General features: G+C 43.5%; 23 protein-coding genes and 1 pseudogene. 11 read left to right on the top strand and 13 right to left on the bottom strand.

Annotated features, from left to right (window positions below; genetic code table 11):
• The first annotated feature begins 18 nt into the window (after positions 1–18).
• From ACQ86K_RS26125 to ACQ86K_RS26090, 8 genes are all read left to right on the top strand, one after another.
• Complete coding sequence (locus ACQ86K_RS26125) at positions 19–402, top strand: bactofilin family protein (RefSeq protein WP_091165603.1); 384 nt, start codon at positions 19–21, stop codon at positions 400–402.
• A 119-nt stretch (positions 403–521) separates the two neighbouring features.
• On the top strand, positions 522–1,838 hold the full coding sequence (gene ahcY / locus ACQ86K_RS26120; protein ID WP_091165610.1) for an adenosylhomocysteinase: 1,317 nt from the start codon (positions 522–524) through the stop codon (positions 1,836–1,838).
• 363 nt (positions 1,839–2,201) lie between these two features.
• Positions 2,202–3,893, top strand: coding sequence for a TonB-dependent receptor (locus tag ACQ86K_RS26115; RefSeq protein WP_431199061.1), 1,692 nt, complete (start codon positions 2,202–2,204; stop codon positions 3,891–3,893).
• Positions 3,881–4,558, top strand: a complete 678-nt coding sequence (locus ACQ86K_RS26110; RefSeq protein ID WP_431200936.1) for a TonB-dependent receptor domain-containing protein — start codon at positions 3,881–3,883, stop codon at positions 4,556–4,558. The genes ACQ86K_RS26115 and ACQ86K_RS26110 overlap by 13 nt, the downstream gene beginning before the upstream one ends.
• A gap of 257 nt (positions 4,559–4,815) precedes the next feature.
• Complete coding sequence (locus tag ACQ86K_RS26105) at positions 4,816–5,343, top strand: hypothetical protein (RefSeq protein ID WP_091165618.1); 528 nt, start codon at positions 4,816–4,818, stop codon at positions 5,341–5,343.
• A gap of 137 nt (positions 5,344–5,480) precedes the next feature.
• The gene (gene fabG / locus ACQ86K_RS26100; protein WP_090529006.1) at positions 5,481–6,224 is read left to right on the top strand and encodes a 3-oxoacyl-[acyl-carrier-protein] reductase; all 744 of its coding nucleotides are present in this window, start codon (positions 5,481–5,483) and stop codon (positions 6,222–6,224) included.
• Positions 6,225–6,406: 182 nt separating this feature from the next.
• Positions 6,407–6,823 carry a hypothetical protein gene (locus ACQ86K_RS26095; RefSeq protein WP_431199060.1) on the top strand — a complete coding sequence of 139 codons (417 nt, stop codon included), beginning with the start codon at positions 6,407–6,409 and terminating at the stop codon, positions 6,821–6,823.
• Positions 6,824–6,831: 8 nt separating this feature from the next.
• Positions 6,832–8,487, top strand: coding sequence for a hypothetical protein (locus tag ACQ86K_RS26090; protein WP_431199059.1), 1,656 nt, complete (start codon positions 6,832–6,834; stop codon positions 8,485–8,487).
• 336 nt (positions 8,488–8,823) lie between these two features.
• On the opposite strand, the gene ACQ86K_RS26085 is transcribed toward ACQ86K_RS26090, so the two are convergent.
• The 8 genes and pseudogenes from ACQ86K_RS26085 to ACQ86K_RS26050 all read right to left on the bottom strand — a co-directional run bounded on the left by ACQ86K_RS26085 (position 8,824) and on the right by ACQ86K_RS26050 (position 17,290).
• Complete coding sequence (locus ACQ86K_RS26085) at positions 8,824–9,147, bottom strand: FtsB family cell division protein (protein WP_223266154.1); 324 nt, start codon at positions 9,145–9,147, stop codon at positions 8,824–8,826.
• 163 nt (positions 9,148–9,310) lie between these two features.
• Positions 9,311–10,675, bottom strand: coding sequence for a DEAD/DEAH box helicase (locus tag ACQ86K_RS26080; RefSeq protein ID WP_431199058.1), 1,365 nt, complete (start codon positions 10,673–10,675; stop codon positions 9,311–9,313).
• Between the two features lie 152 nt (positions 10,676–10,827).
• Positions 10,828–11,364, bottom strand: a complete 537-nt coding sequence (lspA, locus tag ACQ86K_RS26075; RefSeq protein WP_091165628.1) for a signal peptidase II — start codon at positions 11,362–11,364, stop codon at positions 10,828–10,830.
• A gap of 676 nt (positions 11,365–12,040) precedes the next feature.
• Positions 12,041–13,335 (bottom strand): annotated as a pseudogene (eno, locus tag ACQ86K_RS26070) (phosphopyruvate hydratase).
• Between the two features lie 405 nt (positions 13,336–13,740).
• Positions 13,741–14,478, bottom strand: a complete 738-nt coding sequence (locus tag ACQ86K_RS26065) for a DUF2490 domain-containing protein (protein WP_091165636.1) — start codon at positions 14,476–14,478, stop codon at positions 13,741–13,743.
• Positions 14,479–14,839: 361 nt separating this feature from the next.
• Positions 14,840–15,835, bottom strand: a complete 996-nt coding sequence (locus tag ACQ86K_RS26060; protein ID WP_431199057.1) for an ABC transporter permease — start codon at positions 15,833–15,835, stop codon at positions 14,840–14,842.
• A 140-nt stretch (positions 15,836–15,975) separates the two neighbouring features.
• Entirely contained in the window at positions 15,976–16,740 is a 765-nt protein-coding gene (locus tag ACQ86K_RS26055; protein ID WP_091165640.1) for an ABC transporter ATP-binding protein, read from the bottom strand.
• Positions 16,741–17,083: 343 nt separating this feature from the next.
• Positions 17,084–17,290, bottom strand: a complete 207-nt coding sequence (locus ACQ86K_RS26050) for a DUF2945 domain-containing protein (RefSeq protein WP_091165643.1) — start codon at positions 17,288–17,290, stop codon at positions 17,084–17,086.
• Positions 17,291–17,695: 405 nt separating this feature from the next.
• Between ACQ86K_RS26050 and ACQ86K_RS26045 the strand changes: the two genes are divergently transcribed.
• Positions 17,696–18,172: a T6SS immunity protein Tdi1 domain-containing protein gene (locus ACQ86K_RS26045; RefSeq protein WP_091165646.1), complete on the top strand. Its 477-nt coding sequence runs from the start codon at positions 17,696–17,698 to the stop codon at positions 18,170–18,172.
• 305 nt (positions 18,173–18,477) lie between these two features.
• Here the strand turns inward: ACQ86K_RS26045 and ACQ86K_RS26040 are convergent, their stop codons facing one another.
• The 5 genes from ACQ86K_RS26040 to ACQ86K_RS26020 all read right to left on the bottom strand — a co-directional run bounded on the left by ACQ86K_RS26040 (position 18,478) and on the right by ACQ86K_RS26020 (position 20,609).
• Positions 18,478–19,191, bottom strand: a complete 714-nt coding sequence (locus ACQ86K_RS26040; RefSeq protein WP_091165649.1) for an SIP domain-containing protein — start codon at positions 19,189–19,191, stop codon at positions 18,478–18,480.
• 76 nt (positions 19,192–19,267) lie between these two features.
• A complete protein-coding gene (locus tag ACQ86K_RS26035; protein WP_431199056.1) occupies positions 19,268–19,789 on the bottom strand; it encodes a helix-turn-helix domain-containing protein in 522 nt (173 codons plus the stop codon).
• A complete protein-coding gene (locus ACQ86K_RS26030) occupies positions 19,753–19,983 on the bottom strand; it encodes a hypothetical protein (protein ID WP_431199055.1) in 231 nt (76 codons plus the stop codon). Before ACQ86K_RS26030 ends, ACQ86K_RS26035 begins: the two co-directional genes overlap by 37 nt.
• Positions 19,980–20,114 carry a hypothetical protein gene (locus tag ACQ86K_RS26025; RefSeq protein ID WP_431199054.1) on the bottom strand — a complete coding sequence of 45 codons (135 nt, stop codon included), beginning with the start codon at positions 20,112–20,114 and terminating at the stop codon, positions 19,980–19,982. The genes ACQ86K_RS26030 and ACQ86K_RS26025 overlap by 4 nt, the downstream gene beginning before the upstream one ends.
• A gap of 168 nt (positions 20,115–20,282) precedes the next feature.
• Positions 20,283–20,609, bottom strand: coding sequence for a DUF6686 family protein (locus ACQ86K_RS26020; RefSeq protein WP_090528970.1), 327 nt, complete (start codon positions 20,607–20,609; stop codon positions 20,283–20,285).
• Between the two features lie 316 nt (positions 20,610–20,925).
• Between ACQ86K_RS26020 and ACQ86K_RS26015 the strand changes: the two genes are divergently transcribed.
• Together ACQ86K_RS26015 and ACQ86K_RS26010 are read left to right on the top strand one after the other, a co-directional pair.
• Positions 20,926–21,375, top strand: coding sequence for a hypothetical protein (locus ACQ86K_RS26015; RefSeq protein ID WP_431199053.1), 450 nt, complete (start codon positions 20,926–20,928; stop codon positions 21,373–21,375).
• Positions 21,376–21,829: 454 nt separating this feature from the next.
• Positions 21,830–23,800, top strand: coding sequence for a TonB-dependent receptor family protein (locus ACQ86K_RS26010; RefSeq protein WP_431199052.1), 1,971 nt, complete (start codon positions 21,830–21,832; stop codon positions 23,798–23,800).
• Positions 23,801–23,904 lie beyond the last annotated feature (104 nt).

Genomic DNA, 23,904 nt, shown 5'->3' with positions numbered 1-23,904 from the left:
AGTTAAGACTTTAAAAACATGGCTATTTTTTCTAAAAAAGATAAAGTTGCGCTTGATTTACAGGCAATCTCGACCCTCATTAGCGAAGGCAGTGTATTAGAAGGTAACCTGAAAGCCCCGGCTTTTGCACGGATCGACGGACTTGTTAACGGCGATGTAATGGTTGATGAGGGCCTGATCCTTGGCGAAAAGGGAGAGGTTAAGGGAAATATAAGTACCAAAGAGATCTTTGTTTATGGCACGGTAAGGGGCGATATTAATACCTCCTCGCTTGAAATAAAAGCTACAGGCCGCATAACCGGCGACATCAAAACACAGAACCTGGCCGTTGAAAATGGCGGGGTTTATAATGGTAACCTGACCATGCAGCAGGGAGAGGTGCAAAAGCAGTTACAGGCATAGATAGCTTTTTTAAGTTCTTGCTGCTAAATAGCACAATTGCCCGTTCTTGTCAATGAAAACCAAACATTTCATTTTCACAAGGATATCAGTTAACTTTGCACTCTCAAAATAAAATCGATATGTCATCAGTAGAAACTGCATTCGTTAAATACAAAGTAAAAGATCTGTCGCTGGCAGAGTGGGGCCGGAAGGAAATTGAACTGGCTGAGGCTGAGATGCCCGGCTTAATGGCTTTACGTAAAGAGTACGGCCCAAGCCAGCCGCTTAAAGGCGCAAGGATTGCCGGTTGTTTGCACATGACCATCCAAACCGCTGTTTTAATTGAAACCCTGATTGCCCTTGGTGCCGAAGTTACCTGGTCGTCATGTAATATATTCTCAACGCAGGATCATGCTGCTGCTGCTATTGCTGCCGCCGGCATTTCTGTTTACGCCTGGAAAGGCATGAATGCCGAAGAATTTGACTGGTGCATTGAACAAACTTTATTTTTTGGCGAAGACCGCCAGCCGCTTAACATGATCCTTGATGATGGCGGTGATTTAACCAACATGGTATTGGATAAATACCCTGAGCTGGTTGCTGCTATCAAAGGCTTATCAGAAGAAACTACCACCGGCGTACACCGTTTATATGAGCGCATGAAAGCAGGAACCCTGCCAATGCCAGCTATTAACGTTAACGATTCGGTTACCAAATCAAAATTTGATAACAAATACGGTTGCCGCGAATCATTGGTTGACGCTATCCGTCGCGCTACCGACGTGATGATGGCCGGTAAAGTGGCCGTTGTTTGCGGTTATGGCGATGTTGGTAAAGGTTCGGCCGATTCTTTACGCAATTCCGGCGTACGTGTTATTGTTACCGAGATCGACCCGATCTGTGCTTTACAGGCTGCAATGGAAGGTTTTGAAGTTAAAAAACTAAGCACTGCTATCACTGAAGCTGATATCGTGGTTACTGCTACAGGCAACAAGAACATTGTTCGCGAGCAGCACTTCCGCGCGTTGAAAGATAAAGCAATCGTTTGTAACATCGGTCACTTTGATAACGAGATTGACATGGCCTGGTTAAACGGTGTTTATGGCAATACCAAAGTGGAAATTAAACCACAGGTTGATAAATATACCATTGAAGGTAAAGACGTTATTGTGTTAGCCGAAGGCCGTTTGGTTAACTTAGGTTGCGCTACCGGTCACCCAAGCTTTGTAATGAGTAACTCGTTCACCAACCAAACTTTAGCTCAGTTAGAGCTTTGGACAAATGGTGCCGCTTATGAAAACAAAGTTTACACCCTGCCAAAACACCTGGACGAAAAAGTAGCCCGCCTGCACCTTGCAAAAATCGGTGTTGAGCTGGAAGTACTTGACCAGGACCAGGCTGAGTACATCGGCGTAACGGTTGAAGGTCCGTTTAAACCGGAATATTACCGTTATTAATCTTTTTAAGGTTAAAGCATAAAGGCGAAAGCTGAAAGGTTTTTGCTTTGAAAATATGAGAGGCCGCATCACTTGTTTTTGGATACGGCCTTTTTTGATTTATATGATTTGATGTTTTTCATGAGTTAAGCCCGATGAACTATCCCGGGCATAATATGATCAACCGTTTTAGAAGTCGCGGTTGAGACGTGATTTTACACTTGAATAACCGCGCGCAGGCCCTGACAACGTAACTATAATTACACAATATATTTTTTACATAATTAAGTAATATTTATGTGTCCGTAACTGTTAATTGTTTGTCATTTGCTAATATTGACAATCGATTACAATGTGTGATCTGTGCACATTTATACCTGTTTTATGCGTAAATTATTTACTTTATTATTTGTTGTTATTGCATTTTCGGCCCGGAGCCAAACCAGGGGCGACTTTTCGGGCACCGTTACCGATAGCAAGAACCAGCCTATCGCGGGCGCTACGGTGTATTTGCTCAATACCAACTACCAAACCAGCGCCGACAGAAGCGGAAAATTTATTTTAAAAAGCATAACTGCCGGGAAATATACCTTGCATATCAGCGCTATTGGCTATGCGGCTAAAAATATCCCGGTAATTATAATCGGTACCAGTCGCCCAATAACAATTCAGTTGAATGATGCCAGCAACCAGTTGGATGAGGTTACAGTATCGGCGCAAAAAACAGAAGAACAGGCCCAACGTGTACCATTCAGTATTTCAACGCTCTCGGCCAAACAAATCCAGGATTACAGGCTTTGGGATTTAAAGGATCTTACTGCCATTGTACCTAACTTAAACTCGGGCGCCCCCGGCGATGGCCGTACCGTTACCGGCATCCGCGGTATTGTTACCACATCATATGACCCCGCCGTTGCAACCTATGTTGATGGTGTAAACCAATACGGACTGGATACCTATATCCCCCAATTGCTGGATGTGGATAGGATAGAAGTGCTTCGCGGCCCGCAGGGAACGCTTTATGGCCGTAATGCTACCGGCGGTGTTATCAATGTGATCACCAAGCAGCCATCAAACACCCTGAGCGGTTTTGCCGGTGTTGATGTGGGTAACTACAATCAGCAACGCTATACGTTAGGTATTAAAGCGCCGCTGGTAAAAGATAAATTCTATTTAGGCGTAGCAGGAATATATTCTGGCTTTAATGGTTTTTATACCAATACATTTAACAATACCCATTTTGATAAACAGCACTACTTTTTGGGTAACTACTACCTGAAGTTTTTGGCTACCCCCAAACTGGCCTTTACGCTGAATGTAAAAAACTACAACAACCGCAACAACGGCGCGTTCACCTTAGCAGGTTCGCCTGATGATGCTTTAAGCCATCCTTTTGAGGTTAACCAGAACGCTACGACTAAAATGGTTGATAATACTTTTCAGTCATCATTAACGGCCAACTACAGCGGCAATGATTTTAATTTCACTTCGCAAACATCCTACCAGGTAAACAACCGCTATTATACCACACCTATCGATGGCGATTTTTCTCCTATCGACGCCGTATCTATCATAAATAATTATGGCGGCAAATGGAACAAGGTAAAAACCACCATTCAGGAGTTCCGCTTTACTTCGCCGGCATCATCAACCTCAAAATTGAAATGGGCAGCCGGTACTTATGGCTTTTATCACTATGCGCCAAACAGGCAGGGTACTTACTTTGGTGACGATGCCGGCGCTGTTGGCTCACCGATGACTGATTTTACCAGTATCAATACCAATACCGACCGAAACTATGGCATAGCTGTTTACGGACAGGCTACTTATGCCGTGAATGAGCAGTTTGATATCACAGCTGGTTTGCGTTATGACTACGAGCATAAAAAGGAAAACGTAATGGGCGAGTTCCTGCCAAAGGGCGGCGAGTCGGTTGTTACCCGCTCGGATACTTCATCAACGGCGCACTATAAAGCATTTACGCCTAAGGTTAGCCTGGCTTATCATGTATCAGCACATAATAACCTGTTTGCTACTTACAGCCGCGGTTTTCGTGCGGGGGCATTACCGAATTAGGTTCTGATCCTTCTTCTCCGCCGCTTTATTCTTTCAAGCCCGAGTACAGCAATAATTTTGAAGTAGGATCAAAAAACGACTTTTTAGATAATCGGATCCGTGTAAACGTAACCGCGTTTTACACCCGCGTTACCGATGCCCAGGTACCAACACTGGTATTGCCTGATGCTATTACCATTACCAAAAACGCAGGCAAGTTAAGCAGCAAAGGTATCGAGGCCGAAATTAACGCCACCCCAATTAAAGGCCTGGAGTTTGATTACAATTTTGGTTACACCCACGCCCGTTATACTACTTTAGTAGTTGGCAGCAATGGTGAAGAAGTGAATTTAAAAGGCAACAAGCAAATTTATACGCCTAACATCACCAGCATGCTGGCCCTGCAATATGGCTATGATCTGGGCGGGCTGCTGAAAACTAAATTGATTGCCCGCGGCGAGTGGCGCTATCTTGGCGATCAGTATTTCGACCTGGCAAACCAGATAAAACAAAAAGGCTACAACAAGTTCAACGCGAGGGTAGGTGTAAGCACCAAAAGGTTTGGGTTGTTCTTTTGGGAAAGCAATATCGCCGACAAAAAATACATTGATTATGCCTATGATTTCGGCGCGACACACTTAGGCAACCCGCGGACCTATGGAGTGTCGCTGAATACTACTTTTTAAGTTAAACTTCTTATAGAAGAATGTCATTTCGACGAGCATAAAGGCCATAAGCGGTGGCTGCGAGGAGAAATCTTCTACGCTATGCTTAAAGCTGGTTTAGGCGTGTAAGGTTTCTCTTTCGCCCCGACGCACTGATCTCTACCGCTCCGTCGAAATGACATTTTTATTTTAAAACTTTCAGTTATTCTGGCCTATAATATCCCGGATATTTTTTGTTAATTCATTTAAAATCTGATTTATACAAAATCATCATCCGTATGAAAAAGAATATCCTGCCGCTGCTCATCGCTATAATTACCATTGCTATCACTTTTCCCGCGCATTCGCAGGTTATTACCAAATACGGAGATAACGTAAGCACGCTTGATGGCATCATGAAAGCTTATTACGATGTGGTCTCGGTTAAGAAAGGCGAAAAGGTAAGCTATGAGCGCGACAGCCTGCTGCATATTGCCAATGCTCATGTTGGTGCAGGCTATACCGATAAACAAGGCAAACAGCAGTTTAGCTATATGACGTTGAAGGAATACCACAAACTGGCCGACCCATCATTGTCAAAAAATGGTTTTGATGAGCGGGAGATAGCCCGCCGCGTTGAAAAATTTGGCAGTATTTACCATGTATGGAGTACCTATGAATCGCGCAACACAGCCGACGGCCCTGTAACCGAGCGCGGCATCAACAGCATTGAACTCTTTAACGATGGCACCCGTTTCTGGATTCTGGCATGGTTTTATGACGGTGAGCGCAAGGATAACCCGATACCAGCGGAGTATTTGAAATAGTTTTTAAGTCGATGGACCATAGTCGATAGACCATAGCCAAAATTAAGTGCCATGGACTATGGCCCATCGACCATGGACTTTTTCAACTTTCCAACTAAATACCTAACTTCACCGCCCTGAAATCATATACTTTAATTATGAAATTATTAGAAGGAAAAACCGCGTTGGTTACCGGCGCGTCAAAAGGAATAGGCCGCAAGATTGCCGAAAAATTTGCCGAGCATGGCGCTAATGTAGCTTTCACTTATTTGTCGTCTGTTGAAAAAGGCCAGGCCCTTGAGCAGGAGCTGCAAAGTTTTGGCACTAAAGTAAAAGGTTACCGTTCTGATGCTTCCAAATTTGACGAGGCTGATAAACTGATTACCGATATTGTTGCTGATTTCGGTACGCTTGATATTGTTGTCAACAATGCCGGTATCACTAAAGACGGTTTGCTGATGCGCATGACCGAAGAAAACTGGGACGAAGTGCTCGACGTAAACCTGAAATCGATATTTAATGTTACCAAGGCTGCCTCAAAAATCATGATGAAAAACCGTAAAGGTGTATTCATTAACATGAGCTCGGTTGTTGGTGTGCAGGGCAATGCCGGCCAGGCCAACTATGCTGCCTCAAAAGCAGGTATCATTGGTTTCTCTAAATCAGTAGCTAAAGAACTGGGCTCACGTAACATCCGTACCAACGTAGTTGCCCCGGGCTTTATCCGCACCGAAATGACCGAAGTGCTCGACCCTAAAGTTGTTGAAGGCTGGGCAGCAGGTATTCCGCTTAAACGCGCGGGTGAAACTGAGGACGTAGCCAATGCCTGTGTATTCCTTGCATCTGATATGGCCGCTTACATCACCGGACAGGTTATCCCTGTTGATGGTGGTATGTTGTAAGAATGCACCCCCTCTAAATCTCCCCCAAAAGGGGAGACTTGAAAAAGCTTTTAAGCCCTCTCCTTTGGAGAGGGTTGGGTGAGGTTTAAAACTTATTCCCCTCCTTTCACAATAATTTCGCATTTTGCAGGTAATGTTTATTGGGCCGGATGATCTGCGCCCTGATGATACTATAGCTACAAATGTTTTCACTTACATGGGGTTCTGTTTCGGGATGGTGGTTGCCTGCCGGTTTATTGCTTGGCTTGGCATATGCCTGGCTCATGTATCGCAAGCCGGTTGATCTTGGTAAAAACTTACGCTATGTCCTTACCGCTATCCGCGCGGTTACCGTGTTTTTCATAACGGTGCTGCTCATCTCTCCCCTGGTAAAATCGGTTAAATATGAGCCGCAAAAGCCTTTAGTGCTTATTGCGCAGGATAATTCATCGTCCATCAATACTTTTAAACCTGCAGGCTTTAACTCATCTGTCTTTGTCGATGATCTGGCTAAACTAAAACAGGAACTTGGCGACAAGTATGATGTGCAGGAGTTTAATTTTGACAAAGCCCTGCATCCCAGTCTTTCAAAAAATTTAATGGTAAGCAAACCGATATAGCAGGCGCGTTGCACCAGCTTAACGACAGGTTCACTAATCAAAACATCGGTGCGCTGATATTGGCAACTGACGGTTTATACAACCAGGGTAATGATCCGCAATATGAGGCCAGGAATATCAAAACCAGTATTTACACCATAGCCCTTGGCGATACTACGGCTAAGCGCGATCTGCTCATCGGAAATGTAAACTATAACAAAACGGCCTTTTTAGGAAATGATTTTGTGATAGAAGTGCTTGCCACGGCCTACCAAAGCAAGGGCGAAAGTATGAACCTGTCGGTTACCGAAGATGGTAAACAGGTGTACGCCCAAAGCATTGCGGTAACCGCAAACGATTTTAAAAAAATCGTCCCCATAAAGCTGAACGCAGCTAAAAAAGGCATCAGAAAATATACTATCAGCATTGCTCCTGTTAAGAACGAGCTATCCATCCAAAACAATACCGAAACTATTTATGTGGAAGTGCTTGATGCCCGGCAAAAGGTGCTGCTGTTATACAACGGTCCGCATCCCGATTTAACGGTGATTAAGCAGGCTATCGAAACCAATAAAAACTTTGAGGTAAAGGCAAGTTCACTTGCTGATGCTGCAAGCATTAAACCGGCAGATTATAGCCTGGTGATCCTGTACCAGCTTTCGGCAGGCGAATACCCGCCGGTAAAAAGCTTTATTGCTAAGAGCAAAACACCGGTTTGGTATATCGTTGGTTCACAAAGTAACCTGCAGGCCGTTAACAGTGAGCAAAACACGGTGCGCATAAGCGCAGGCCGTGCTGAAACCCAGGAAGTGATGCCCCTGCCAACTAATGATTTTACGGCTTTCACCCTCTCAGATTCAGCGCGAAAAAAGATTACCGCCTTTCCGCCATTAATAGCGCCGTTCGGCGGTTATGGAACCGCTGCAGGTGCTTCAGTTTTATTGAAACAAAAGATCGGGACTGTAGCTACTACCTATCCTTTACTGGCCTTTGGCGATGAGGCTGGCCGGCGTATAGCCGTATTAACCGGCGAAGGGCTGTGGCGCTGGCAACTGGCCGAATATCAAAACTATGGTAACCGCAACGCTATTGACGAATTGCTGAGCCAAACGGTACAGTATTTAACTGCCAACGCAAACCGTCAGCGTTTTCGTGTTTATCCGGCCCGTAATGTATTTGATGAAGGGGAAAACGTGATCCTTAATGCCGAGTTATATAATGAAGCCCTTGAGTTGATTAACATCCCTGATGTGAAGATAGAGCTGAAAAGCACGGCCGGAAAAAACTATAGCTTCCTGTTTACACGTACCGGGCAAAGCTATCAACTTGATGCGGGTACCCTCCCCATAGGCGAATACACCTACAATGCATCAACCCAAAACGGCAAACAGGAGTTTAAAGCTACCGGACAATTAACCATAAAACCGCTTAACCTCGAAACCCGCCAAAGCGCTGCTAATCATACATTGCTTAATACCCTGGCCAAACAAAGCGGCGGGCAAATGATCAAACCATCGCAGCTAAGCCAGCTTGCCGACCTGATCCGCAAAAATGAGAACATCAAAACGGTGGTTTATGAAGATAAGCATTACAGCGATTTGATAGATCTGAAATGGCTGTTTGGGTTGATCCTGCTGCTATTATCAACCGAGTGGTTTTTGAGGAAGCGGGAAGGGGAAGTGTAAGGTAGTAGAGTCAAGACCGCAAGAAGTAAGAGGCAGGGGAAGAAAGAAAAAAAGCGGGGCATGTGCGATTTCAAGCCACTGTTTATTTCTTCTCAATGTCATTTCGATAGAGCTGGGGGGCTTGAGCGGTGTAGCGAAAGAGAAATCTTCTACATCAAGCTCTACACTGTACCTGTAAAAGCAAGGCGTAGAAGATTTCTCCTCGCCTCCGGGGCGCAAATCCCACCCTTGATTCTGTCGAAATGACATTCTTTTCTATTAATGATAACGTTAAAAAGATATGTACACAGTAGGTTCCAGTGGAGGGAATCGCACGGGCCCCAGCTTTACTACACTTTACTTCTCCCTCGTCTCCGGGATTACCACGTAAACATCCTCATTGGCTTTTTTCATGAGGTACTTTTCACGGGCAAATTTTTCCATTTGCTGTGGGTTGGTGGTTAATTCTTTAAGCTCTTTGGTCACCTGGTCGGTTTGGGCTTTGTAGAAATCGCGCTCGAGCCTTAGTTTTTTAACCTGCTGGTGGTATTGGTATTGCGAAAAAAGATCGTTCCTGTCAAAAAATATCATCCACACCACAAAAGCAATGGTAACCAGGAAAAACTTGTTCTTGAAAAGATCTATAAGGCGTTTCATTGATACCGGCTGGATAATTTTCATTTAAAGCTATTTAATTTTTTCGACCGTTACAAATATGCTTATTAACTTATTAACAGGAAAGTTTTTTGCGGTGAATGGTTGATTGAGTTGATTAGGTGAGTGGTTGGTTTTCGGAGATTATAACTACTCACTTAATCAATCATTCACTTAATCAACTTAATATTTATCCTCTTTTAGCTCCACTCATACCGCTGGCTCCGCCGCGACCAGCCTCTGAACGGCTGCCGCCTGATCTTTTATTGCCGCCTGAGCGGCCGTTACCGCCCGGACGGTTATTGCCGCCACCTCCTGACCTGCGGTTGCCGCCCCGGCCGCCACCGCCGCCACGCTGGCCGCCGCCCGAGCCACCTTTTTTAGGCGCTTCGTTTATTTTAGCTGCCATAGCTGCCGGACTAAGCGGGTATGGATGACCTTCCTCAATCGGAATCTGTTTGGCTATTAGCTTGTGGATATCTTTCAAAAATTCCAGCTCTTCAGCATCGCAAAATGAAAATGCTATGCCATTGGCACCAGCCCGGCCCGTACGGCCAATACGGTGTACATAAGTTTCGGGTACGTTTGGCAACTCGTAGTTGATAACATGGGTAAGGTCATCAATATCAATACCACGGGCCGCGATATCTGTAGCTATTAATACTCGGGTTGTGCGGTTTTTAAAGTTAGTTAAAGCACGCTGCCTTGCATTTTGTGATTTATTACCGTGGATGGCTTCGGCAGTGATACCTACACGGTTCAGGTCTTTAACCACTTTATCTGCACCGTGTTTGGTACGGGTAAATACCAAAACGGTTTTAATGTCCTTATCTTTCAGGATATGGATCAGCAACGATTTCTTATCTCCCTTATCCACATAATAAACTGCTTGCTGAATGGTATCCGCAGTTGATGAAACCGGGGTAACTTCAACTTTTTCGGGGTTATTCAGGATACTATCTGCCAGGCTTTGGATCTCTTTTGGCATGGTGGCCGAAAAGAACAATGTTTGCCTTTTTGCCGGTACTTTAGCTATGATCTTTTTAACATCGTTAACAAAGCCCATATCTAACATACGGTCGGCTTCATCCAGTATCAGGAATTTAACATGCTCCAGGTGAACATAACGCTGGTTCATTAAATCCAGCAAACGGCCCGGTGTTGCCACTAAAATATCAACACCGCGGCGCAAAGCATCAACCTGCGGGTTTTGTGATACACCACCAAATATAACCAGGTTTTTAAGGCCGGTATGTTTGCCATAATTGGTAAAACTTTCGCCAATTTGAAGGGCAAGCTCGCGGGTTGGGGTTAAAACCAATGCTTTAATGGTTTTTTGCTCTTTGTGGGCTATCCTGTCCTGGTGTAATAATTGCAGGGTGGGGATAGCAAAGGCCGCTGTTTTGCCTGTACCGGTTTGGGCACAGCCCAATAAGTCCCGGTGTTGTAATATGATAGGAATGGCTTGTGCCTGTATTGGAGTAGGTGTGGTATATCCCTCTGTTTTTAAAGCCTTGAGGATGGGCTCAATTAAATTTAAATTTTCGAATGACATTCTGATTGTTTGTAATATATAATGTGCTAACGCGAAAGCATAAGCGGATCTGAAGAGTTTGCTGGGCTCAAAACCGTAAGCGAACGGGTAATTAGCTGCAAAGATACGCTTTTTATTGTTAAGAAATTTTTAAGAGCAAGAACTGCACCGGATTAGGCTGCCAGCGTTTCGGTATCAGGGGTTCCTTGTTCCTTTTTGGCCTTACGATCTTTTTGCCATGATTCCAACAGGATTAAGCCCATACCTATCATAATAGATACATCGGCCACGTTGAATACGCCGGTTTGAAAGATCCCGAAGTTCATGTGCATAAAGTCTGTTACACTGCCGTATAGCACCCTGTCGTATAAATTACCTGCACCACCGGCAATAACCAAAACGATACCTGTGGTGGTTAATTTACCTATCGACGGTTTTAGCATGACATAAAAAACGCCAAAGGCAAGGGCCAGTAAAGGCAGCAACGATAGCAGTATGAATTTCCATGGGTTTTGCAGCGAATCGCCAAGACTTAAAAAAGCTCCCGTGTTTTCGGCATGCAGAATGGTGAAAAAGTTTTTGATAACAAAAATGTTATCGGTGATGTGAATATGCTCCCTAACGTAAATTTTAGTAACCCTGTCAAGCCCGATGCTTAAAACTAATACCAGCACTATACCCAATATCCTCAAAATCCCTTTTTTGTTCATTAGTTTATTTTAACAAGTTATTATAACGTGGTTGCCTTAGTTTAATTATATGGCTTTAGTTGCAGGAGGCAAAGGTATGAAAAAATAGGTGATTGAGATAGATAACTATAACAATGCACATCTATCAAGGTGTCATGCTGAGTGTTTAAATCCGGTGGCCTCTGAAGGTAAAATGACATCTGCGTCACGTCATTGCTGTAAGGAATGAAGCAACCCCCGACAGGCTGGTAACGGGCTTCATTAGTATTTGACTTACATCGTCGCGCTCCTGGCCGCGCGGGGCCAATTACTTTTGTCGCCACAAAAGTAACCAAAAAGGCTTGCAGCAGAGAGGCTTCTTTGCGCACAATCTGGCCCCATAGCCATCGGCGCGGCCTTCACCCTGCAAAACGAATAGAACCACGGGCTGCAATTATTTTGCCCCGATTCGCACGCAATGCCTCCGCTTCTGCAAAAACTTGCCATGGCACCGCCAGCATCGTTCTGCTCGTTTTCACCCGAAGCTGATCTGCTGCGAAAAACCACATTTTTTATCTTGTCATGGGTAGGTACTCGAAGCATGTGGGTAGGCCTCTGCGCGCGACCCTTCGACGGGCTCAGGGTGACGGCCCTCTTTTTTAGCTAAAACAAAAAAGGCCACCTGCTTTACACAGATGGCCTTTCATATCGTCAAAAATTACTTTTTAAAGTATTTGAAATCTTTACCGATGAATTTAGCGTTAGAGCCTAATTCTTCTTCGATACGTAATAACTGGTTGTATTTAGCGATCCTGTCTGAACGTGAAGCCGAACCGGTTTTGATCTGGCCGCAGTTTAATGCAACAGCAAGGTCAGCAATGGTTGAATCTTCAGTTTCGCCAGAGCGGTGGCTCATTACTGAGGTGAAACCGTTAGTTTGAGCTAAAGTAACCGCGTTGATAGTTTCGGTTAGTGAACCGATTTGGTTTACTTTTACCAGGATTGAGTTAGCAATACCTTCGCTAACACCTCTTTGTAAACGTTTAGTGTTGGTTACAAATAAATCGTCACCTACTAACTGTACTTTTTTACCGATTTTGTCGGTTAAGATTTTCCAGCCTTCCCAATCGTCTTCTGCCATACCGTCTTCGATAGAAATAACAGGGTATTTCTCAACTAATTCGGCAAGGTAATCAGCCTGCTCAGCGCTGGTGCGGATAGCACCTTTTTCGCCTTCAAATTTAGTATAGTCGTATTTACCGTCTTTGTAAAATTCAGATGCAGCACAGTCAAAAGCGATGAAGATATCTTCGCCGGCTTTGTACCCTGCTTTTTCAATAGCTTTTAAAATGGTTTCAACACCATCTTCAGTACCTTCAAAAGTTGGAGCAAAACCACCTTCATCACCTACTGCAGTTGATAAACCGCGGTCATGAAGAATTTTTTCAGGTTGTGGAATACTTCGGTACCCCAACGTAAAGCCTCAGAGAATGAAGGAGCGCCAACCGGCATGATCATAAATTCCTGGAAAGCGATAGGGGCATCAGAGTGTGAACCACCGTTAACGATGTTCATCATCGGGATTGGCAGCGTGTTAGCATTTACACCACCAATGTAGCGGTATAAAGGTTGGCGGCTTTCCTGGGCAGCAGCTTTAGCTACAGCTAATGAAACGCCTAATATAGCGTTGGCACCAATTTTACCTTTGTTTTCGGTACCGTCAATTTCAATCATTAAAGCGTCGATAGCATTTTGTTCAAACACATCGATACCTTTTAATTCAGGAGCCAAAACTTCGTTTACATTTTCAACGGCTTTTAAAACGCCTTTGCCCATGTATTTTGATTTGTCGTTATCGCGAAGCTCAACAGCTTCGTGAACGCCGGTTGATGCACCTGAAGGTACAGCAGCGCGACCAAATGCGCCGTTCTCGGTTAAAACTTCTACCTCAATAGTAGGGTTACCGCGCGAATCTAAGATCTGGCGGGCATGCACATCAATTATTATGCTCATAGTGAATTGTCAGAGTGTGGTTTGAATGAATACTATTAATAACGGCGGCTAAGTTAATGCCTAAATAAGGAAAACGCAATTGAAATTTTGTATTTGTAACGATTATAGGCAATTAATGATGCGATTTAACATGAAATTAATATAGAATGAGTGGTTTTTTCATGAAAACGGATGTCTGAACCGGGATTTGGGTGGATTTTTATGATTTATAGGATTTTTCTTTCCTTGCTTCCCCGGTTGCCGTGTTTCCACGGCAACCGGGGAAGGTTTGAAATTTGGTTGCCGTGGAGACACGGCAACCGGGGGTAGGTTTTTTAATTCAGTTTAAAAAAATCGGTGTAATCAGAAAAAGAATCAGTGTAATCCCAGAAATAAAATCAACGTAATCATCCCACTCAATGGTGATTAATCGCTCGTAGTAGGGACGTGCTCACGCTGCACGGCATTTTTACGCTGGATGCGGTACATCAGGATGAGCATAATATTGTCCTTATCGCTTTTAGCGGCAGCCGAATAATTATATTGGTTGATCCAGCCAGTCTGTAAGATCCACGATTTATCAAACTGATAACCTACTGCGGCCGATATCCGATTACGTTCAAAGTTAGGTACCTTATTATTAAGGAATACTTCGTCGAAAACAGAAATGAACCAGGTTTTGGCTTCAATTTTGGTACTGTTTAAAGGCACAAATACGTTAAGTCTATAGCGGAAACGGTTACGGTAATCGCCGTTAACCCAGCGCTGCTCTACCCGATAGCGGTGTTCCAATTTTATGCGGTACAGGAACTGGTTGCTGGTAATCTGTTCCCAAAAACGGGTTTCGGTAGTTGTAGGGCCTTTACCAATATCCATATAATCAAAAGTAGTGTAGCGGCCGGTACCTAAAAGCGCGGTAAAGTTTCTGTCTATATCATAACTCACACCAGCCTTAACCTCATAATATTGAAACTGGCTGAATACATTATTGGTACGGGTTTGAAACTCGGTATAACCACCCCATTTGTGGGAACTATCGCCCGGCAAAACTACGGTTACTATGCCCCAGGTGCCTACTTTTGAATCTTGCGCCTTAACAGTAATTGAACATATAGTTAATAAAAAGAGCACTAAAGCGATGGAATTGACGGACTTGATTGTCATTGCAGAGATTATTTCTGCAAATATATTTCCTAAATGTTATATTAATGTTAATATTAACACCGTTAATGTTAAAATAATGTTAAGTATTTGGGTTTAGATTCTGGTGGTAATATGGTTGAGACTTACAAAGTTTCTAAAACTTCGTAAGTCTGGATTTTAAAATTTGGGGTAGTACGAAGCAAAAAGGCGTCAAGCGCGGTTATTCGGAAATCTCAAATCCTGCATCTTTCCTGCTATTCCCACTTAAACGTTTTTACGGCCACCGCATAGATTCCGATAAACCAGGCAAAAAGAATCAGTAACTGGTGTGTAACGTCACCTAAACCCGCGCCCTCAAAAGCCACTTTGCGCATGGCATCGTTTAAATGGGTAAGCGGTAATACCTTGCTGATATATTGCAGCCAGTTGGGGAAGGCGGTGATGGAAAAAAAGTGCCCGAAAGCAGGAACTGCGGCAATGTGATAATATTGGAAAGCGGCGGCACCGAACTTTCGTTTTTGGCGATGCCAGATACAGTAAAGCCGAATCCCATGAAAATGATCAACCCGATGGCCGAAAGTACCAGCATATTTAGTACAGTTGTTACGCCGTGGATCAGCGTAAAACCAAACATGTAATGCCCAACCAGTATAATAAATAACGAACCTAACAGGGAAAAGGCCAGCCTCGCAATAGCCTCGCCCAAAACAATGCTGTAACGTTTAACCGGGGTTGCAAAAAAGCGTTTGATAACCAATGTTAACCGTAAGCTCAGAAATACGAAAGCTGTACCAAAAACACCACTGCTTAGCAACGAAAAGCCCAGTTGGCCGGGTAAAATAAAATCGATGTATTTATATGGGCGGCCGCTTATGGTTTCTTCTTTAAGGTCGATCAGGTTGGGGACTTTAACTGTGGTGTACGACTGAATGCGTTTCAATTCTTCCGACTGAATACGATAAAAAATGTTGTTCAGGGCTGATTTTAATACACTTCCTTTATCGCCCGATGCCTGGCTGTACTGTACATGAACGGTCATCGAAGCAGGGGGAGCAAAGGGTTTAAGATCAAGTATTGCATCAAGGTTACCTTTTGCCAGGTTTTTGCTCATTTCATCAGCCGTTTGATCATGGATAAGGTGCATGATCTTGTTTTTTTTAAGCGCAGTGTAAACCGGGTTATTGGCGGATGTATCGCTGCCTTTGGCTACGCCCACATCTATCGACATACCGCCACCCCCAATATTAGCAAAAACAATGATAAATATTAATGGGAAAGCCAGCGTAAACACCACCGCCGAAGGGCTGCGTAATATCGACCGGAAACTGGCTTTGGCAATGGCCAGGGTTGCTTTTGTATTGCTGTATTTATTGTTCATCCTTTTATGTCATTTGCCATTAGGCGTCATTAGGTCATTGAGTCATTTTGCCTGTCAGCGTCATTGGGGCATGGAGCATTTTAGAGTGCTAACTGCAAACTCAAAACTGCATACTGGCTCCCCCGTCAGGGGGCTGGGGGCTATCCTTCCCGCCATTCCTTGCCGGTTAAATTAATGAATACATCCTCCAGGTTGGCCAGTTTTACCTGCTTTTTGCGTTCAAAGCCTGTGGCTACAAGCTCGTCGATAAAATGGTCGGGGGTATCAATGCCAATGATGTAGCCGCCGTCGACAAAGGCAACACGGTCGCATAGTACTTCGGCTTCATCCATATAGTGGGTAGTGATCACTACAGTGGTTCCCTGGTCGCGGATCTCGCGGATCAAATCCCAAAGGTTACGGCGGGCCTGCGGGTCTAGGCCGGTTGTGGGCTCATCCAGAAATATGATCCTTGGGTTATTGATTAATGTAGTGGCGATAGAAAAACGCTGTTTTTGCCCCCCGGAAAGGTCTTTATATTTAGCCTTTGCTTTATCGGTAAGGGCAACTTTTTCCAGCATCTCCATCGGTGTTTTGTCGATACCGTACAGGCCCGAAAACAATACGATCAACTCCGACAGGTTGAGGTTGGGGTAATAACCGGCGGCTTGTAACTGTACGCCTATACGTTTTTTGATGCTGTCGGCATCGGTTTCAATGTCGAAGCCATCAACAATGATGCTGCCGGATGTTTTATCGCGAAGGGTTTCAATAATTTCGAGGGTAGTGGTTTTACCGGCACCGTTGGGGCCAAGCAGGCCGAAGATCTCGCCTTCGTAAACTTCAAAACTAATGCCTTTAACGGCTGCAAAATCGCCATAGTTTTTTACCAGGTTGTTTACAGTGATGATAGGTTGTTTTGTCATAGGGTAAAAATGCATCACATTCATGAAATAACCATGAGTTTTTCGGCGAAGTGCGCAATTTTTACGGTGAAAGCGGATTGGAAGATAAAAAAGGGTGTCATGGGTAGCCCGTCGAAGCATGGTGGGCAGGCCTCTGCGCGAGTCTTCGACAGGCTCAGACTGACAGGCCCTCTTTTGTCATTTCACCTTCAGAGGCCTCCGGATTTAAACACTCAGGATGACAAGCCCTCCACACCTAATATCATTCGAATTCAGAGGCCAGGGATTTAAGCGACTCAACGCACAAAAAAGCCCGAATGATTATCATCCAGGCTTGCAATACCCTTTGCAAAAGTTCCTCCAATCAGGGAGCCTTTATTTCACTTTCAGATTTCAGCACTTTGCTGCCGTTTTTCTGTTCAATTTCATAAGCCGGCTCCTGTTTGCTGGCATTGCGTTTAACTTTTGCGCCTTTTATAGTTTTGCTTACCGGCTTATCATGCTTTTTAACGATATGGCCTTCAGCTTGGGATTTTCCCCATTTCCAGGTTACTTCATCTCCTTTTTTCATACGCTGTACCTTTTTAAGATAACATGCGTTTTGGGTTATTGATTTATCAAAGGTGAAAGAACCATCCCTCGGGGTGCCGGGACATTATTTTATTAAATGACCTATAGAATGAACGATAACAACGGCATGTTCCGCGGCTTTCATAACTAAATGGATCAATTGAATTGCGAGTAAAGTTTTCATGGCATTTATTTGTTGTTGTTTAGTGATCCAAAATTGCACACAAAAGGCACCCTGCCGTTAGGTTTATTAGGCGAAGCAAGTGCGGTTATCGGTGAACGGCAGTAAAACATCGGAGAAATACCGGTAAAAAAGTGATATCGTCGGTAAAACTTTGGGGAGTAAAAAGCAAAAACCTCAGAAGGGATATTAACTTTGAGAGTAGGTGTTAACAATCTAACTTATATGGATTACTATTTAGATGAGCTTATAATAAATTTAAACGGTATAAATGCTGCCGGCTTAATGGATACCTGGTTATGGTTGATAAAAGATTTCAAGGAAATTTTAATGATATCAAAGCTGGGCGATCTGTTCTTTATAGGATATGATGATTGTATTTACTGGCTTGCAACGGATATGTGTGATTTATCGAAAGTTGCTGATGATAAACAAGAGTTTTACAGCTTTTTAAATGACGATGAAAAAGTGGATAACTGGTTCATGCCTCAATTGTTAAAGGAACTTGAAGATGCCTGTATTTATTTAGGTGATCACCAGGTTTACAGCTATAAGAAAATGCCGGTTTTAGGAGGAGAATATACAGTTAACAATCTTAAGCCTGTCGATGTTAAAATTCATTTCGAATTCATCGGTATTATTGGTGAGCAAATTAAAGATCTACCCAATGGAACAAACGTCAAAATTAAAATAGTCGACTAATTGAGGTTTTAAATAAATTTTGAATATTAAAAAGCCGCTTTGCAATCTTGCAAAGCGGCTTTGTTTTTCATAGGCAGATGAATATATTAACTGATCAGGTTAGCCAACGCCTGGATAACGGTTACCGTATGCTCCTGCAGGGAGATCATAACAGCTATAAGTGGATTGTAGAATGTTTTCATGATAATGTTATTTGCCGCAAAGATGTGCCGTTAGCTCATTGTTTAACAGTTATTTTAGGTGAAACGGCATAAAATGTCGGTGAACGAGTTTCAGGTAAGGGAGAAGCGCTTTTAAACAAGCTTCTACGACCAAAAACCCTGTATCCTGATCTGGCTTGACGGGTACCCCTGCAGTTTTAATAATTTACGTAATTCGCCAACCATGGTATGGTTGCCGGCAATGTAAAATACTGAATGTTCAAGGTTATACTGTTGTTCCATTACCCACTGGATGAGGCTGTGGTGGCCGTATACATCATTACGTTCAATAGGCTTTAAGGGCGATTTGAAATACTCTCCAAACAAACCCCTGTGATTTTCATCCGCCATAACTATAGCGCCCGAAAAACGCGTTGCGGGTAATACCATTTGCTGTAAGGCCAGCATATGCCCCATGCTGCTTTCATCGCCAAGGCCTATTATAGCCGGGGTACCGGCCGGTGCGTGCCGGGTAGAACGGATTTTTAAATAGCGTACGGTATCGTTTTTTTGAAGTTGTTTAGCCCATTTACTGCCGGGGCCGCTATGAGCAGCATCAACATACAGAGTGCAGGTGCTGGTTTCGGCATCCCAGCCGGCTGGGGTATAATCGCGATAGGTGAGGTTATCAACTTTTATTTTTATGTAGGGTATTTCGTGCCAGCTTTGCATATCGGCCTGTGGTAAGTGCAAGTCGATCTCAATCATGGTCGACGGCTCCCAGTGCCTTACTTCAAGCACCCTGCCGCTTTGTAAAAGTTGGTTTTCAAACAAGCTGCCAGCCTTTCTTTTTAATTTATGAAGAGTGGATGTTTCCATGGTGTAGTGTTTTGATACTACAAAGAAACATTGAATTTTAGCCTCCTGAAATAGTAAATTCGGGGTAAATATTGGATTATTTATGGTGTTTGTCCCTGAACTCAAGTGGGGTAATGCATGCAGCTTTTTTAAACAGCCGGGAAAAATAGGTATGGTCATCATAGCCCAGTGCATGCGCAATCTCCTTTACGTTGAGGCCGCTGTAATACAGTAATCTTTTTGCTTCCAGCATTACTTCCTGAGTTATCCAGTAACTTACCGGGAAACCGGTGGTTTTCTTTAAAACCTCGTTAAGATATGATTCGGAAACATTAAGCATACCCGCGTATGCCGAAGGGCCTTTAATTGTGCGCACATGCCTCAACAACAACTTTTTAAACTGATGTGAAATTTGTGCCGGCCTTGAAAGCTGCTTTTCGGGCGTATAAACATTACTGAAAGTGGCTGCTGCCATGCCGGTAAATGATTGTATGAGCGATTGCAAAACCGGCAAAAAGAAAGCGCTGTTATCATCTTCACTATTTTTTTCGCGCAACAGGCAAAGGAGCTGCTGGTATTGCTTTAATTCAATATCGTTGAGCTGATAAGGCTGTTGCAAAAAAGCTGGTTTTCAAAAATATTGCGGAAGTCGGCCGGAATATGCTGTGAATCGATGGCTACATACCAGCCGGCGGCAAGTGCATTATTTATCCGGTGATGTACCTGTCCTGGCAGAATATAATAAAATGTGTTTTCGCAAAAATGAACTTCGTTAAAATCTATCATCAGCGATGCTGATCCGTTTTCAATCAAAAAAACAGGTAATGATCGTCGCGATGGGCGCCCATCGGCACTTTTTTTGAATCTTCGCCGCTTTCAAAGTGCCTGATTTCAAAGCCTATGTTTGATCGTTCATGTAGCTGGTGTACAGGGATATCTTTCATTTTGCAGGGTAGTTATTGTATTATGGTAACGCGATCTTTAACCGGGAGGTACATTTTCTCCAGGCCAAGGAATTTATTTTATATAGAATCTGTTAATTTATTCAGCTAAATTAACTTTTGGCTTTGTGCATTCTGCTTTCAGCTATATAATTACAATAATTCGGGGATTTATTTACCGCCATCAACCAGTGCATAAATCTCCTGCATATAAATAGCTTCATCCATTGCAACATGAAAGTCTTCCCACTCATCAACAGTAAAGGTAAGCTGGATATCATTGACCGGCGTACGCATCACCACGCGTTCCTGTCCGTCGGGAAATGGGAAAGAATGATCACCGAAATCAAGATCGATAGCGAAATTTTTAAACTGGATAAATTGATCGGGTGTAAAGCTAAGGATCAGGTTATGGTGCCATATAAATAGGCATTGGCATTCGGAGCAACGGCTTACTACCGATGTTCCCTTTTGGCTGAGTATTTTAGCATCGCACATAAATTCCGGTAATTAAAAATGAATTGGTGCCTGCTCTGCTGATTAAATGTTTGATATAAACAATTAAACTACAGAACAGGACTTTATATTTTAAGCATTAATAATCAATAATTGTTAATGGGCTGGCGGCTTCTGTGTTGCGCAAGTGTATTAACAGCAACAAAGAAATACGTTATTTAGAATAAATCCAAATAAAAATAAAGAAAACTCCAAAAAGCATTCAGAATTAAATACTTTGAGTTTATTTTTTTTAATATATGACCTATTATATCCCTGAAATTTGTGTAGCATTGCTGTTGTTTAGACTGATTATTGATTGAAAAAGACCTTTGCCATTGTAATGTTAGTTACCCATATGCTCAATTTGCTGGGGTACATGGCGCTTAATCAATATTTTTTTAACAGATCAAACAAAGTAATTGCCCGGCAAATTGCCAGGGGTAAATATGATACGCGCGATCTCATTGAAATTAAGATTGGCCAAAACCTGCCCTTTATACATGATTGGGACAGTTATGTGAATGTTTCTGGGCAGTTACAGTTGGATGGTGTTTCGTACAACTATGTAAAACTAAGGGTTACCCGCGATACGCTGTATGTGCAGTGCATTCCCAACTATGAAACTACCAGGTTGCTGAATGAAAATGTGATCTGCGCTAAAAAGCTATATAGTAAACCTATCAGCAAACGCACACATGAATCATCAGAAAAAAATTGGGTAGCGACGCTAAGTATAATTACCCTGAAATTTCATACGCTTTTATAAAACCGGCAGAGCCTGTTCAGCCTCCCGGCACATTTATTTATATAAGTATACCTGATGCTGTTGTATCTGTCGGCGGTCGGCCTCCGGAAATGGCGCTTGCCTAAATTATATCCGGTAATTAACTTGTTCCCTCAATCTTGATAACTCGCATTGATATGCCTGTAATACGCTGCGCGTATGCATTGCCCGTTAATCATTATTGTGCCTGAGCAGCATCCCCCAAAATCTTTTTATTTGAATAAATGAATACCCTTTATAAAATTTCATTACCCGTGCTATTTATGTGTTGCGCGGGCTTTGCCCGGGCACAGCATAAAAGCGTTAAAGATACCCTGCAGCTTGACAGTGTTATTATTAAAGAAAGCAGGCTAAAACATTTGCCCAATGTATCCGGTACCAACATTTTTGCCGGGAAAAAACCTTTGATATTTTTCTTGACGCCGGAAAAGCAAACTTGGCTAATAATAATGCCCGTATGACCTTTGCAAAAATTCCCGGCGTTAACATCTGGGAGATGGACGGTGCCGGTTTACAGCTCAATATCGGTACCCGGGGTACGGACACCCACCGCTCTATCGAAACCAATGTCAGGCAAAATGGCTATAACACCAACTCGGATATGTTTGGCTATCCCGAAAATCATTATAATGTGCCATTCCAGGCGGTAAGCGAAATTCAGATAGTGCGAGGTTCGGCGGCATTACAATTTGGCAGCCAGTTTGGCGGCATGGTTAACTTCAAACTTAAAGAAGGCGACAGCACTAAGGTGCTGGGTTTTGAAAGCGAACAATCGGCCGGTTCAAACAGGTTTTTCAATTCGTATAACGCCATTGGCGGCAAAGCGGGCAAGGTTAGTTATTATGCTTTTTACAGCGCCCGCACCGGCGACGGCTGGCGGCCTGATGCCACTTTTAACTCCCGCGCTTACTACGCCAGCCTCAAATACCAGTTTAATGATCAGGGCAGCATAGCTTTCCAGTTTTCACGATCAGATTACAGGCAGCAAATAGCCGGTGGTTTAACCGACGTACAATTTGAAGCAAACAATCGTCAGTCGACCCGTGCGCGTAATTTTTTTAATCCTGAAATTAATGTCCCGGCATTGTTGTTCAATTACCGGTTTGATAAAAATACCAGGCTGGAAGTTACCTCGCATGTACTGTTTGGTCAGCGTAATAGTGTGCAGTTCATTAACACGGCCAATATACCTGATACAGTTAATACAAGTTTGAAAACGTTTAATCCGCGCCAGGTCGACCGTGATTATTATGCCGGTTTCACTACCGAAGCCCGCTTGCTGCATACGTACAAACTCGGTAATCTCAGCAGCTCGTTTACCGCAGGTATAAGGTATTTTGAAGAAACTACCAAACGTAAGCAAAAAGGCACAGGCACGGCAGCATCTGATTTTGACCTGCGCCTGGTTAAAGATTATGGCATCGACCTGAGATTGCATACTTTAAACTATGCAGCCTTTGCCGAAAATATGTTCCAGCTAACTCAGGCATTTACAGTTACCCCCGGTATGCGTTTTGAGCAGATCAATACCACTACTTCGGGTGTTATTGTAAACCGTACGGTGCCTGTAAGCTATAAGGATAATCGCAACTTTCCGCTGTTTGGTACTGGTTTGCAATACCAGTTTGCCGGCGGAAACCAGCTTTACGGTAATATTGCACAGGCTTACCGCCCTTATATTTATGCTGCCGTTACCCCGGCAGATCAGTTGACCATTATCGATCCGAACATCAAGGACAGCAAAGGTTATGATGCCGACCTGGGTTACCGCGGCCATATCAGCACAGTATTTAGTTTTGATGTTAATGCTTTTTACGTTTACTACGGAAACAGGGCAGGTACATTGACCCAAACTGATGCCAATAACGTAACCCATCTTTACATGACCAACATTGGTAATGGCGTGGCTAAAGGTATTGAGGCCTTTACCGAAGTTTCGCTGATCCGCCCGTTTGATAAATCTTCGGGGAGTGATCTCCGTGTGTTCAATTCGCTATCGTACACGCATGGTCGTTACACCAGTGGTTCTATCAATCAAAATGGTAAAAATGTAAGTTTGAAGGATAACAACCTGGAAGGCACTCCCTATTGGATAGACCGTGCAGGTTTAACGTTTTTAAGCGGCCATGTAAGCAGCACACTGCAATACAGCTATGTAGGAAAAAGCTTTAGTGATGCCAATAATACTACTTTTAATGCCACAGGCGCTACCGGCATAGTGCCCGCGTATCATTTGTTCGACTGGGCTTTCAATTATGGTTTTCTAAAAAACTACCATCTCACAGCCAGTGTGAACAACTTATTTAACGCTAAATATTTTACACGCCGTATTAACATGTACCCCGGACCGGGCATTTTACCGGCCGACGGGCGTACGTTTAATATTGGGTTTGGCGTGAAAATATAGCCCGGGCTCCAAAACCTCTCAAGAGAGGGGGAGTGCTTAAAGTGTTCAACGGCATTTCTTCAAAAGTCCTCTTCTTTTGGAGCGGATTTAGGTGAGGCCTAACA

Origin of the sequence: Mucilaginibacter sp. P19 (assembly GCF_050632265.1) — a bacterium.
GTDB lineage: Bacteria > Bacteroidota > Bacteroidia > Sphingobacteriales > Sphingobacteriaceae > Mucilaginibacter > Mucilaginibacter gossypii.
This window is presented reverse-complemented; position numbering and strand designations above follow the sequence as displayed.